The organism is Nocardioides pocheonensis, from assembly GCF_003725535.1.
GTDB classification, from domain to species: domain Bacteria; phylum Actinomycetota; class Actinomycetes; order Propionibacteriales; family Nocardioidaceae; genus Marmoricola; species Marmoricola pocheonensis.
Window position 1 is genome coordinate 253,066 of the sequence record NZ_RJSF01000040.1, and the last position, 12,943, is coordinate 266,008.

A 12,943-nucleotide genomic window follows, 5' to 3' on the forward strand; every position below is an offset into this window, starting at 1 on the left:
TTATCGAAAACCGCATACGGGCGGGCAACATCCGGCTTCCTTCACTGGCGGCATGACCGCCTTTCCCGATGACTTCGTGTTCGTCGACGAGTGCGTGCCCGGCATCCGCTGGGACGCGAAGTACGCGACCTGGGACAACTTCACCGGCAAGCCGGTGGACGGCTACCGAGCGAACCGGATCCTCGGGACCAGGGCGCTGTGCGGTGCGCTGGCGCGGGCCCGCGACCGCGCCGCGTCCCTCGGCTTCGGCCTGCTGCTGTGGGACGGCTACCGCCCCCAGCGCGCCGTCGACAGCTTCGTGCGCTGGTCCGTCCAGCCCGAGGACGGCCGGACCAAGCCGAGGCACTACCCCCGTCTCGAGCGGAGCGAGATGTTCGCGAAGGGATACGTCGCCACGAGGTCCGGCCACAGCCGGGGGAGCACCGTCGACCTGACCCTCTTCCACCTGGGCTCGGGCGCCCTGGCCCCGATGGGCGGTGACCACGACCTGATGGACCCGGTCTCCCACCACGGGGCAGACGGGATCGCGCCGCTCGAGACCCGGAACCGGGCCCACCTCCGCGCCGTCATGGAGGCCGCCGGGTTCGCGGCGTACGAGTGCGAGTGGTGGCACTACACGCTCGCGGACGAGCCCTACCCCGACACGTACTTCGACTTCCCGGTCGGCTGACCCGCGTCGCTGAACGACGAAGGCCAGACGCCCTCGGGGCATCTGGCCTGCGGTGGTGGGTGCGCCATCAGGGACTCGAACCCCGAACCCGCTGATTAAGAGTCAGCTGCTCTGCCAATTGAGCTAATGGCGCGCGATGCGGAACATTAGCAGCCCCCTGCCGTCGATCAGAAATCGAGGGTGGGCCTCCGGATCGGGGCCGCCGTCAGCGTGCGGCGAGCACCGCCTGGGCGGCGTTGTGACCGCCGAGGCCGCTGACCGCGCCGCCCCTCCGGGCGCCTGATCCGCACAGCAGCACCGACGGGATCTCGGTGGCCACGCCCCACTGCTGGGCCGGGGTGGAGAGCGCTTCGCGGCTCGACGCCCAGGGCCAGGAGAGGTCGCCGTGGAAGATGTGGCCTCCCGGCATCGCCAGGTCGGCCTCGACCTCCTGGGGGATCTTCGCCTCGACGCAGAGGGAGCCGTCGGGACCGCGGAGCACGCAGTCGAGCAGCGGCTCGGCGAGGTGCACGTCGATCGCCGCGATCGCCCGGCGCACCGCTTCGGCCTTGCGCGCCTCGGTGTCGGTCCGGAACAGGGTCTCGGGCAGGTGCAGCCCGAAGTAGGTCAGCGTGTGCACCCCTCGACCGGCTTGGTCACCGAGGATCGAGGGGTCCGTCAGGGAGTGGCAGTAGAGCTCGCCGGGCTGCGGCTCGGGCAGCTCGCCGGCGGAGGCCTGCGCGAAGGCTTGCTCCAGGGAGGAGTACTCCTCGGCGACGTGGAACGTGCCCGCGAAGGCCCGCGCCGGGTCGTCGCCGGACCGCAGCGCCGGCAACCGGGACAGCAGGAAGTTGATCTTCAGCTGCGAGCCGACCGGCTTGTCGCTCTCGTCGGGGTCCTCGCCCATCAGGATCCGCAGCACCCAGGGCGCGACGTTCGCGAGCACGACCCCGGCACGTACGCCGTGCGCGCGCTCGCCGTCGTGCCAGGTGACCTCCGCCCCGTCGTCGTCGGCTGCGATCGAGCTGACCCCCGCCGAGGTGACCAGCTCCGCCCCGGCATCGGCCGCGGCCGTTGCGAGCGCGTCGGTGACCGCGCCCATGCCGCCCACGGGCACGCGCCACTCGCCGGTGCCGTTGCCGACCAGGTGGTAGAGGAAGCACCGGTTCTGCGCGAGCGACGGGTCGTGCATGCCGGCGAAGGTGCCGATCAGCGCGTCGGTCGCGACCACGCCGCGGACGAGGTCGTCGGAGAACCGGCTCTCCACGAGCTCTCCGAGAGGTCGCTGGACCAGTGCCGTCCACACGTCGGGGTCGATGCCCGCGGCCATCTCCCGCCCGGTGACGAGCGGCTCGGTCAGGCTGGGGGCGACCTTCGCGGCGACCTTGGCGACGTCCGCGTAGAAGTGCCTCCATGCGTCGTACTCGCGGTCACCGCCGGTGAGGGCGCGGAACGACTCCCGTGTGGCAGCTGCCTCGTCGTGCTCGACCAGCAGCCCGGTGTGCCGCCCGCCGCGCAGGACGGGGGAGTACGACGCGGTGGCCCGGGAGCGCAGCTCGACGCCGAGCTCGAGCTCGCGCGCGATGCTCTCGGGCAGCAGCGAGACGAGGTAGGAGTAGCGCGAGAGCCGTACGCCGGTGCCCGGGAAGGCCTCCGCGCTGACCGCGGCTCCGCCGAGGTGGTCGAGTCGCTCGAGCACGAGCACGGAGAGGCCCGCCCGCGCCAGGTAGGCCGCGGCCGTGAGGCCGTTGTGGCCACCGCCGGCGACGACCACGTCGTACCTCTCCCTGCGTGCCATGCACCGAACCGTAGTCCGGTTTCCCCGTATTCGCGGTCTTCGAGCACCTCGTCCGCGAGCCGAGGCGGCTGCGCTCCAGTCCGCCCGGAGACGGGCCGGGGCGCGCCCCAGTCCCGCTCCAGTCCGGCCGGGGTCGGGCCCAAGGGCCGGCGGGCAGCGTGGCTCTCGACCAGCCCACCCGTCGACCCAGGAGCCGATCGTGTCCGTCCCCTTCGCCCGCCGCCGTGCCGCGGGGCTTGCGTGGTGCCCGTCACGGGGTCATAACGCCGGACGCGGGTGCGTCGTTGTCCTGGCAACCGATGCTTGGGGGTGCCGGATGGGGATCATGACCGCGCGACCACGCGCGAGGACCTTCAGGTCCTTCGTGCTGCGCGCACTGGTGCCCCGCGTGGTCGGGTTCGCCGCCGTGGCAGCGGTCCTCGGGCTGGGTCAGGCCATGGTCGTCGACCGCTCGGCGCACTCCGCGGACGCGACCCTGCCCGATGCCGCCTCCGCAGCCCCCGCATGGACTGCGGCCGACGCGGCGGCGTACCCGGGTTGCGTGCCCTCGGCGGACTGGCCGTCCGGACGGATCGCGTCGTACCTGGTCGTGCACCGGTTCCGCGACGACACCGACCAGAAGATGGCCTTCGACGACGCCTGGCAGGTCAACCACGACGACACCGAGGTCGACGACGTCTGGGTCGTCGGGGCGTGCGGCTGACGGTCGCTGGCGGAATATTCAACTTTCAACTACCGTTGGACCGGTCACCCGATCGAAAGAGGTGGCCGCGATGCCAGCTGTGACCGTTGACGACCTGACCGTCCTGAGGCGCCTGCGCGCGCCGGGACTCGGCGACACCGTCCGCCCGGTCAGGCAGGTGATCGACGCGCCGTCGGGCTACGAGGGCGAGGGCTTCCCGGTGCGCCGGGCGTTCGCCGGTGTCGACCTGCGTGACCTGGACCCGTTCATCCACATGGACCAGATGGGTGAGGTCGAGTACGCGCCGGGGGAGCCGAAGGGCACTCCGTGGCACCCGCACCGCGGGTTCGAGACCGTCACCTACATCATCGACGGCGTCTTCGACCACCACGACAGCCACGGCGGTGGCGGCACGATCACCAACGGCGACACGCAGTGGATGACCGCAGGCAGCGGCCTGCTGCACATCGAGGCGCCGCCCGAGTGGCTGGTCCAGCAAGGTGGCCTGTTCCACGGCATCCAGCTCTGGGTGAACCTCCCCAAGGACGCCAAGTGGAACGCGCCCCACTACCAGGACATCCGCTCGGGCCAGGTCGGCCTGGCGACGTCGGACGATGCCGGAGCGCTCGTGCGCGTGATCGCGGGCAGCGTCGGGGAGACGCAGGGGCCCGGGACGACGTACACACCGATGACGATGGTGCACGCCACCGTGTCGGCCGGAGCCCGGCTCGACCTGCCGTGGGACCCGGCGTACAACGCGCTGGTCTACGTCCTCTCCGGCCACGGCACCGTGGGCACCGAGCAGAAGGCCCTGCGGATGGGCAACCTCGCGGTGCTCGGTGCGGGTGACTTCGTCACGGTCGAGGGCGCGACGCGCCACGACAGCCGTACGCCGGACTTCGACGTGCTCGTCCTCGGCGGCCGCCCGATCCGCGAGCCCGTGGCCTGGGCGGGCCCGTTCGTGATGAACACGAAGGCCGAGGTCATGCAGGCCTACGAGGACTTCCAGAAGGGTCGCCTCGGCACCATCCCCAACGTGCACGGCGCTCCGACCACGCTCCAGGAGGGCTGACCGGGCCGGCGCCGTTCCGGAGCAAGGAACGGCGCCGCAGGCCCAAAGCCCCTGACCCGGGGTTGACGGCGCGGCCTACCGTGGATCCGTGGACGTGGCGCGACGGCCGCTCGGGGGAAACGATGAGTCGGCCCGGGAGGCCGAGGCCCGGTTGCTCCACGTCGTCTTCGACCGGCTGCCGGCGATGATCGCCTACTGGGACGCCGACCAGTGCAACGTCGTCGCCAACCACGCCTACATCGAGTGGTTCGGCTTCACTCCCCGGCAGATGCGTGGCGTCCACATCCGCAAGGTGCTCGGCGAGGAGGTCTACGCCAAGAACCTGCCCTACATCCTCGGGGCGCTGGCCGGCGAGGAGCAGCTGTTCGACCGCACCCTGGTCGACACGTTCGGGAGGACACGACACACGCAGGCCTCCTACGTGCCCGACATCGTCGGCGGCGAGGTCCGCGGCTTCTTCGTGCTCGTCACCGACGTGACCCCGCGCGTGGAGGCGCAACGAGCGATGGACGAGGCCCAGAGCCTCGCCAAGCTGGGGAGCTGGTCCTGGGGGGTGCAGAGCGGTGAGGTGACCTGGTCGCGCGAGCTCTACCGCATCTTCGGCGTGGACCCGGCGACGTTCGTGCCCACCATCGAGGCGTTGATGGCGCGCGTGCACCCCGAGGACGCCGCGCGGATGAAGGACGTGCGTGACCGGGCGACCCGCAGTGGAGACGAGTACAGCTCCGAGTACCGCATCCTCCGGCCCGACGGCACGGTGCGCGAGGTCCACAGCCGCGGTCGGCCCGTGCTGGACGGCCACGGCGTCGTGGTGCGCGTGAACGGCACGGTCCAGGACGTCACCGAGGTCAACGAGGCCGCGAGGGAGATCGCCCGGGTGAACGCCGAGCTGAGGCAGGTCAACCAGCTGAACGCCGACGTGCTCGGCATGCTCGGCCACGACGTCCGCTCCCCGCTGACCGTGATCCTCGGCTACCTCGAGGCGCTCGACGAGGACTGGGAGCAGACGCCCGAGGGCGACCGGCGTGGGCAGATCGCGACCGTGAGGAGGTCGGCGCTGAAGCTGCGCACGCTGGTGGACGACATCCTCGCGCTGGCGACGCTGGACGCCGGCAAGATCGTGCCGCGGCTCGAGGCCCATGACCTCGGCGTGCTGGTCCGGCAGGCGCTCGACGAGGTGCCGGGAGCGTCCGCGTTCGCCGTGGACGCAGCGCCGGTGAGCGTGCTCGTCGACGCCTTCCACGTGCGGCAGGTGATTGCCAACCTGGCCGTGAACGCCCTCCGTCACGGGGAGCCACCGTGGACCATCACCCTGACGGTGGACGTGGACACGGCATCCGTGGAGGTCGCCGATCGCGGTCCTGGCGTGCCCGCGACCTTCGTGCCGCACCTGTTCGAGCGGTTCAGCCGGGGCTCCATGCAGGCGGTCTCGAGCTCCGGCTTCGGCCTCTACATCGCCGCGCGGCTGGCCGAGGTGAACGACGGCTCGCTGGAGTACCGCGCGGGCCCCGGCGGACGCGGTGCGGTGTTCGTGCTCACGCTGCCGAGGACCTCGGCGACGCCCCCGCTCGACGGGCCCGAGGAAGACTGAAGCCGCAGGCCGGGGACCTGCGGCTTCACCTGGGGTGAGTGACGGGACTTGAACCCGCGACCACCTGGACCACAACCAGGTGCTCTACCAGCTGAGCTACACCCACCATGAGGCCCCGGGTCGCGTACTGAGGTGCCGTACTGCCGGGGCCGAGACGGAAGTGTACTAGTTCTCCGACGCGTCGGTGACACCGGCGGCGCCCTCCGGGCGAGACCCGGTGAGCGCTCCCTGGTGCTGCGCGGCGATCCGGCGGACCTGCTCGGTGTCCGGGCCGGGCGGCGGGACGAACACGGCCTCGCGGTAGTAGCGCAGCTCCTCGATGCTCTCCTGGATGTCCGCGAGCGCGCGGTGCCCTCCGCTCTTGGCGGGGGAGTTGAAGTACGCGCGCGGGTACCAGTGCCGGGAGAGCTCCTTGATCGACGACACGTCCACGTTCCGGTAGTGCAGGAACCCCTCCAGGGCGGGCATGTCCCGCGCGAGGAACGCCCGGTCCGTGCCGACGCTGTTGCCCGCGAGCGGAGGCCGGCTGCCCTCCGGGCAGTGCTCGCGCACGTAGGCGAGCACCCGGGCCTCGGCGTCGGCGAGCGTGGTTCCCTGCGCGAGCTCGTCGATCAGGCCGGAGGACGTGTGCATGTCGCGGACGAACGGCGCCATCTGGTCGATCGCCTCCTGGGGAGGGGCGATGACCACGTCGACCCCTTCGCCGAGGACGTTCAGGTCGAAGTCGGTCACCAGGGCCGCGACCTCGACGAGGGCGTCCGCGACGAAGTCGAGGCCGGTCATCTCACAGTCGATCCACACGAGTCGGTCGTTCACGAGGCGTGAGCCTACTCAAGGGCGGAAGGTCCCGGCCCGGCGGACGAGTGGCACGCCCTCGGCCGGACCTTGGTCACGAGACGTCAGCCTTATCAGGTGACGCTCAGCCGGCGCCTCTAGATTTGAGGCATGGTGCGCTGGCTCGGTCTGCTGGCCCGGCTGGTGCTGGGCGGTGTCTGGCTCTGGGCCGGTCTGGCCAAGCTGCCGCACCCGCAGACCAGCATCAGCGCCGTGCGCGCGTACCAGCTGCTGCCCACCGGTCTGGCGGAGACCGTCGGCCAGGTGCTGCCCTGGCTGGAGGTGGTCCTCGGGGCCTGCCTGGTGCTCGGGCTGCTGCTCCGGTTCACCGGCGTGGTCTCGGGGCTCCTGCTGGTCGCGTTCGTGATCGGGATGATCTCGGTCTGGAGCCGGGGGATCGAGATCGACTGCGGATGCTTCGGCAGCGGCGGACCGAACCCCGACGCGTCGAAGCAGTACCCGTGGGAGATCGCCCGCGACGTCGGGCTGCTCGCGCTCTCGCTGTTCCTGGTCTGGCGGCCCCGCACGCCGCTCGCGGTGGACAGCGTGTTGTTCCCGCCCCTGGAGACGTACGAGACAGAGGAAGTCGATGTCGAAGCAAAGTCGTGAGCAGAGCCGGACCCAACGGGCGGCGGCGATCCGGGCCGCGCAGGCACGCAAGGAGCGCAACCGCCGGGTGGCGCTGGTCGCCGGCATCGTCGTGCTGCTGGGCGCGTTCGTCGCGGCCGGCGTGTGGTTCAGCGGCGGCGGCAGCGGCAGCTCGGGCACGGACACGGCAGCGAAGGCGGTCTCCGCCGGCAGCACCTACCTCAAGATGGGAAGCCCGAAGGCGCCGGTGAAGGTCGTCGTCTACGAGGACTTCCTCTGCCCGTACTGCCGCGAGCTCGAAGCGTCCACCCGCGACTTCCTGCGGGGGAACGCCGACAAGGGCAAGGTGTACGTCGAGTACCGGCCGATCAACCTCCTCACCCAGTACGCGTACTCGGCCAAGGCGCTCAACGCCTGGGCGGCCGTGCTCCAGCACGCATCGCCCGAGGCGGCACTGAAGCTGCACGACATCTTCTACGACAAGCAGCCCTACGAGCAGGCCGCGGACCAGGTCAGCGACAGCGAGATCGCCGCCTGGGTCAAGGAGGCCGGAGGCGACAACGCGCAGGTCCGTGACGCGATGGCGACCAAGGACACGGCGTTCTTCGACGCCACCAAGGCCGAGATGGTCAGCAAGAAGATCAACGGCACGCCCACCGTCTTCATCAACGGCAAGGAGCTGCCGGTCACCGCGGTCACGCAGATGACCAGCCAGATCGAGACGGCGGTCGAGCAGGGCAACAAGTAGCCCCGCCCGACGTCGACCCCCGGTCGGCGGGAGAATCCAGGCATGGAGATCGAGCGGGTCCAGCGCTGGGTGATGTCGGCGGTGGTGCTCACGACGGCGACGATCTTCGCCACCGGCATCTCCCTGCTCGCCGGGCAGAGCAAGCAAGCGGGCGCCGAACCGGGCCTGCTCTCGATCGCCGCGGTCGTGGGCATCGTGGCGATCGCGGCGGTCCGCGTCATCAACCAGAAGTCGGTGCTCACCCCGTGGCTCCTGCTCGGTGTGCTCCCCGCTCTCGTCGTGGGGTACGTCGCGGTCGTGCGATGATCCGCCGGTGACCGATCTGGCAGGTTTCATCGCGGGGCTGCCCAAGGCCGAGCTGCACGTCCACCACGTCGGATCCGCGTCGCCGCGGGCGGTCGCCGAGCTCGCGGAGCGTCACCCGGGCGTCGTGCCCAGCGACCCCGACGCGCTGGCCGCGTTCTTCGAGTTCCGCGACTTCGCGCACTTCGTCGAGGTCTACCTGGCGGTGGTCGACCTCATCCGCACCCCGGAGGACGTCCAGCTCCTGACCTACGAGGTGGCCCGTGAGATGGCCGTCGGCCAGCAGGTCCGGTACGCCGAGCTGACCTGCACGCCGTACACCTCGGTGCAGCCCCACGTCGAGGGCAAGGGAATGCCGATCGAGGCCTACAGCGAAGCGATCGAGGATGCCCGCAGGGCCGCCGAGCGCGACTTCGGGATCCGGCTCCGGTGGATCTACGACATCCCGGGGGAGAGCGGGCTGCCGGCGGCCGACGCCACCCTGGACTACGCGCTCCACCACCCGACGGACGGGCTGGTCGCGTTCGGCCTGGGTGGCCCGGAGATCGGCGTACCGCGTCCGCAGTTCCGGCCGCACTTCGACGCGGCGCGGGCCGCCGGGCTGCGGAGCGTGCCGCACGCGGGCGAGACCACCGGGCCGCAGACGATCTGGGATGCGCTCGAGCTGCTCGGCGCCGAGCGGATCGGCCACGGCACCTCGGCGGTCCAGGACCCGGCGTTGCTCGCCCACCTCGCGTCCACGGGCATCCCGCTCGAGGTCTGCCCCTCGTCCAACGTGGCGACCCGAGCGGTGCCCTCCCTCGCGGAGCACCCGATCCGCCAGTTCGTCGAAGCCGGCGTCGTGGTCACCGTCAACAGCGACGACCCGCCGATGTTCGGCACCACGCTGAACCGCGAGTACGAGATCGCCGCGGACCTGCTCGGTCTCGACGAGCAGGGCGTGCGGGAGATCGCGAAGGCAGCGGTGCGCGTGGCCTTCCTCGACGCCGCCGAGAAGGACGCGCTCTGCGACGAGATCGACGCCTACGAGCCGTCCGCCGAGCGCTGACCGGGTCCAGGACGTAGTAGGGCCCTGCAGTCTCATACTCTGCAGGGCCACCACTTTTCTACGGCACCGACGACCCCCAGGGTGGTCGCGACACGCGTACGACGTGGTGAGGCTCACGTCCCACGCGATGAATTCCGCACCAATTCCGGGGCCGCTCTTGCCCGGGAGGACGGCGCAGGCGTACAACGGAGGTGTTCCGAAGGGTTTCGGCCCGGAGGGACGCCGAGGGCCCCGTAACTCATACTTACGGGGCCTTCACCTTTGTCGCGCCCGACCACGCACTCGCGCTGTGGGAAGGTCGCAACCGGCCGGCAACGCGGGCGAAACCGAACTGTCGACGACGGCCAGCATCCTTCTGGCATGGGCCTTCACGACGCTCACCCGGGCACCGACTGGCAGGAACGAGCGGCCTGCGGATCCGACCCGGAGTCGTTCTTCGACCCCAAGCGCGCCGACGAGGCGCTCGGCACCTGCGCCCGCTGCCCGGTGCGCGAGCCCTGCGCGGCGTACGCCGACGCCAACGACGAGCGCTACGGCATCTGGGGAGGCGTCGTACGGGGGTTCATCCCGGCGGGCGGCAACCGCAAGGGATGGAGCGAGCGCCGGGTCGGCTGACCAGCGACCCGGCTCGCGCGGCCGGCCGTCGTCGGAGCCAGGCCGGTGCGTGAGCACCACGACATCAGCACGGAGTGCCCCCGACAGGATTCGAACCTGTGACCCGCGGATTAGAAGGCCGCCGCTCTGTCCAGCTGAGCTACGGGGGCGGGGGACAGGGATTCGCCTCGGGAGAACCCTCGGGAGAACTCCGTCGTGGTTCGGAGCGAATCGCTGACCCGCGTCACAGCGTACCGACAGGACTCGGAACGCCGTTCGCGACGGCTGACCGGCGCCCGGACCAGGGCAGTCACAGCCGTCCGGTGTGGGGCGTGACGGTCGCCCGGTAGCGCGTGTGGAGCAGCCGGTGCCGTTCGTCGTCGCCGAGCGCGGCGCGAAGCGTCGCGACCTCTTTGTTCTCGTGGGAGCGCCGGCTCGGCGAGGCGGCATCGGTGCTGAAGAGCCCCTCGGCCCGTTGCCGGCGGACCGCCATGTCGAAGCCGTGCGGTTGCCCGCCACCGCCGACGCAGCCGCCCGGGCAGGCCATGACCTCGATGAAGGCATAGGGAGACGACCCCTCGCGGATCTGCTGCAGCACGGGTGGGACGTTGTGCAGCCCGTGGACCACGGCGACCTCGACCGTGCGGCCCCCGAGCCCGATCGTGGCCGCCCTGACCCCGGCCGTCCCCCGCACGGCGTGCACATCGGGGTCTGCCAGCTCCGTGCCTGTCACGAGGGTGTGGACGGTGCGCACCGCCGCTTCCAGCACTCCTCCGGTGGCCCCGAAGATGGTCCCGGCACCGGAGCCCTCGGACAGCATCGGCGTCGGCGTCTCCTCCGGTACGTCGGGAAGGTGCAGCCCGGACGCCTTCAGCATCCGGATCAGCTCGCGGGTCGTCAGGACGTGGTCCACGTGGCGTCGTGGACCGTCGGCCATCTCCTCCCGACGTGCCTCGAGCTTCTTCGCCGTGCACGGCATCACCGCGACGTTGACCACGCGATCCGGATCGATGCCGACCTGCTGCGCCCACCAGTTCTTCGTGACCGCGCCGAGCATCTGCTGCGGCGACTTGCAGGTGGACAGGTGCGGGAGGAGGTCGGGCCAGAACGTCTCGACGTACCGGATCCAGGCCGGGCAGCAGCTGGTGATCATCGGCAGCGCATGCCCCGTGCCGAGCCGGTCGACGAGCTCCGCCGCCTCCTCGACGATGGTCAGGTCGGCCGCGAAGTCGGTGTCGAAGACGGCGTCGAAGCCCAGCCGCCGCAGGGCGCCGCAGAGGTGCCCGATCAGGTTGGTGCCCGGTGCGAGGCCGAAGGCCTCGCCGACGGCGACCCGGACCGCGGGAGCGACCTGGACGGTGACGACCGTGTCCGGATCGGCCAGGGCCTCGCGCACCTGGCGGATCGCGGGTCTCTCGACGATCGCAGCGGCCGGGCACACCTGGGTGCACTGCCCGCAGCTGACGCAGCGGTCCGGGTCGATCAGCAGGCTCGTGTCGCGACCCCGTCCGACGAACTGGATGGCGCCGACCGGACAGATCCTCTCGCAGCGGCGGCAGAGCACGCAGTTGTCGCGCTGGACGTCGAGCACGGGGTTGCTCACGTCGGGTGGCTCCGGCGCCAGGTAAGGGTGCGGATAGCGCTCGAGTCCCAGGTCGTGGCCGGCGAGCATCGTGCGCAGCTCGCAGGGCTCCGACCCCAGCGGACAGGTGATGCAGGAGGCCCTGTGCCTCAGTGCCAGGAGGGTCGCGTTCGCATCCCGGGTGCTGTCCAGGCGCGCGCTGTGCACCGTGATCACGGCACCGTCCTCGGCCGACGTGAGCCGGTAGCGGCACGCGCAGACGCTCGATGTCCGGCCGCACGCGAGCTGCAGGTCGACGGTGCACAGGCCACAGCTGCCCGACGTGTACGGCGGTTCCGCACTCCCGGGAGGCATCTCGGGCAGCGCGCAGAAGGTGGGGCAGTCCACGCCCCCGAGGTCTGCGGCCTGCTTGATGGTGCTGTTCTCGGGAACGGTGACCGTCACCCGACCGGTGCGCACGCGGTCGTCCCGGACGAGGCTGACCGTGACGGTCACAGCCGTCTCGCAGGCTTGAGCACCGCGTAGGCGATGACGCCGCCCGAGAGGGCGGTGACCAGCTGCGGCCAGCCCATCAGGGTCAGCGCGAGCGTGGCCGCCGGCCCGGCCAGGCCCATCGCGGCGGACAAGAGGCTGGTCGTCCCGAACAGCCAGCAGAACTTCGCCACGGCCGCAGCGACGACGCCCACCCACCAGCCCCGCCGACGCATCCAGTGGAAGACCACCACGAGGAGGGCGTTCCCGGTCACGATCAGCGGGACGAGGGGCGCCAACCGCGCGGGCAGCTGCCCGGACATGAGCGCGAAGGCACTGGGCAGGAAACCCAGGGTGACCGCGGCGCGTGGACCCAGCACCACGGCGGTGACCAGCAGGGTCGCGTTGACGATCGAGCCGGTGTAGAGCTGCGGCAGCCCCAGCAACGGCGTCACCATGGACACGGTCAGCAGCAGGGCGAACGTGTTCGACACCACGGCGGCGTGTCGCAGCGAGATGGTGTGATCGGCTGCCACGGGGTACCTCCCCATCGCCTTGTCCGGCTACCTCCACCCTGTCCGATCCGGGCCGCGGCTCGCAGAGGCGATCGTCACCTGATCGACGGCCCTCCTGCCTTGGTCCGCACGCGATCGAGGCGGCGTTCCCGGCCGGTGCCGGGGCAGACGCCGCCCGCGACGCCTTCTGCGCGGCCCACCGGCCACGGTGAGGCAGTGCCCACTGTGAGTCAGGGCACAGGCAAATGACGACGCCTCTGCGACGTCCTCGGCGACAATGGGACGCACCCCACCCCTCCCACCCGTTCGGAGCCTGCCCCGATGAGCACTCGCCCGCACGCCGCCGCCGACGAGCGAACTGCGTCCTGACGTGCTCACCTCGCGGACCAAGAAGCAGCTCCTGGCCTTCGTCTTCCTGACCCTCGTCGGGATCTCGTATGTGGGTGCTCGGTATGCGCGGTTGGATCG

Annotated in this window: 13 protein-coding genes and 3 tRNA genes; 9 read left to right on the forward strand and 7 right to left on the reverse strand. The window is 71.0% G+C overall.

Annotation, left to right across the window (positions count from 1 at the left end; translation table 11 throughout):
• Window positions 1-52 precede the first annotated feature (52 nt).
• Complete coding sequence (gene vanX, locus EFL26_RS12105) at window positions 53-670, forward strand: D-Ala-D-Ala dipeptidase VanX (protein WP_123223127.1); 618 nt, start codon at window positions 53-55, stop codon at window positions 668-670.
• Between the two features lie 60 nt (window positions 671-730).
• On the opposite strand, the gene EFL26_RS12110 is transcribed toward vanX, so the two are convergent.
• Both EFL26_RS12110 and EFL26_RS12115 read right to left on the reverse strand, forming a co-directional pair.
• Window positions 731-803 (reverse strand) — tRNA-Lys (locus tag EFL26_RS12110).
• A 72-nt stretch (window positions 804-875) separates the two neighbouring features.
• Complete coding sequence (locus tag EFL26_RS12115) at window positions 876-2,447, reverse strand: phytoene desaturase family protein (protein WP_123223128.1); 1,572 nt, start codon at window positions 2,445-2,447, stop codon at window positions 876-878.
• Window positions 2,448-2,772: 325 nt separating this feature from the next.
• On the opposite strand from EFL26_RS12115, the gene EFL26_RS12120 reads away from it, so the two are divergent.
• The 3 genes from EFL26_RS12120 to EFL26_RS12130 all read left to right on the forward strand — a co-directional run bounded on the left by EFL26_RS12120 (window position 2,773) and on the right by EFL26_RS12130 (window position 5,792).
• Window positions 2,773-3,150, forward strand: coding sequence for a hypothetical protein (locus EFL26_RS12120; RefSeq protein WP_148046695.1), 378 nt, complete (start codon window positions 2,773-2,775; stop codon window positions 3,148-3,150).
• Window positions 3,151-3,220: 70 nt separating this feature from the next.
• Window positions 3,221-4,201, forward strand: coding sequence for a pirin family protein (locus EFL26_RS12125; protein WP_123223785.1), 981 nt, complete (start codon window positions 3,221-3,223; stop codon window positions 4,199-4,201).
• 88 nt (window positions 4,202-4,289) lie between these two features.
• Window positions 4,290-5,792, forward strand: coding sequence for a sensor histidine kinase (locus EFL26_RS12130; protein WP_123223130.1), 1,503 nt, complete (start codon window positions 4,290-4,292; stop codon window positions 5,790-5,792).
• A gap of 30 nt (window positions 5,793-5,822) precedes the next feature.
• On the opposite strand, the gene EFL26_RS12135 is transcribed toward EFL26_RS12130, so the two are convergent.
• Together EFL26_RS12135 and orn are read right to left on the reverse strand one after the other, a co-directional pair.
• Window positions 5,823-5,898, reverse strand: a tRNA-His gene (locus EFL26_RS12135).
• Between the two features lie 59 nt (window positions 5,899-5,957).
• A complete protein-coding gene (gene orn, locus EFL26_RS12140) occupies window positions 5,958-6,608 on the reverse strand; it encodes an oligoribonuclease (protein WP_123223131.1) in 651 nt (216 codons plus the stop codon).
• 129 nt (window positions 6,609-6,737) lie between these two features.
• Between orn and EFL26_RS12145 the strand changes: the two genes are divergently transcribed.
• From EFL26_RS12145 to EFL26_RS12165, 5 genes are all read left to right on the forward strand, one after another.
• Complete coding sequence (locus EFL26_RS12145; protein ID WP_123223132.1) at window positions 6,738-7,235, forward strand: MauE/DoxX family redox-associated membrane protein; 498 nt, start codon at window positions 6,738-6,740, stop codon at window positions 7,233-7,235.
• Complete coding sequence (locus tag EFL26_RS12150) at window positions 7,216-7,962, forward strand: DsbA family protein (protein ID WP_123223133.1); 747 nt, start codon at window positions 7,216-7,218, stop codon at window positions 7,960-7,962. The genes EFL26_RS12145 and EFL26_RS12150 overlap by 20 nt, the downstream gene beginning before the upstream one ends.
• A 42-nt stretch (window positions 7,963-8,004) precedes the next feature.
• Entirely contained in the window at window positions 8,005-8,268 is a 264-nt protein-coding gene (locus EFL26_RS12155; RefSeq protein ID WP_123223134.1) for a hypothetical protein, read from the forward strand.
• Between the two features lie 7 nt (window positions 8,269-8,275).
• The gene (locus EFL26_RS12160; protein ID WP_123223135.1) at window positions 8,276-9,313 is read left to right on the forward strand and encodes an adenosine deaminase; all 1,038 of its coding nucleotides are present in this window, start codon (window positions 8,276-8,278) and stop codon (window positions 9,311-9,313) included.
• Window positions 9,314-9,673: 360 nt separating this feature from the next.
• Window positions 9,674-9,928: a WhiB family transcriptional regulator gene (locus EFL26_RS12165; RefSeq protein ID WP_123223136.1), complete on the forward strand. Its 255-nt coding sequence runs from the start codon at window positions 9,674-9,676 to the stop codon at window positions 9,926-9,928.
• Window positions 9,929-10,003: 75 nt separating this feature from the next.
• On the opposite strand, the gene EFL26_RS12170 is transcribed toward EFL26_RS12165, so the two are convergent.
• From EFL26_RS12170 to EFL26_RS12180, 3 genes are all read right to left on the reverse strand, one after another.
• Window positions 10,004-10,077: transfer RNA gene (locus tag EFL26_RS12170), tRNA-Arg, on the reverse strand.
• Between the two features lie 140 nt (window positions 10,078-10,217).
• Window positions 10,218-11,984 (reverse strand): [FeFe] hydrogenase, group A, encoded by a 1,767-nt coding sequence (locus tag EFL26_RS12175; RefSeq protein ID WP_123223137.1) that lies wholly within the window; start codon window positions 11,982-11,984, stop codon window positions 10,218-10,220.
• The gene (locus EFL26_RS12180) at window positions 11,981-12,496 is read right to left on the reverse strand and encodes an iron hydrogenase (RefSeq protein ID WP_123223138.1); all 516 of its coding nucleotides are present in this window, start codon (window positions 12,494-12,496) and stop codon (window positions 11,981-11,983) included. The genes EFL26_RS12175 and EFL26_RS12180 overlap by 4 nt, the downstream gene beginning before the upstream one ends.
• Window positions 12,497-12,943 lie beyond the last annotated feature (447 nt).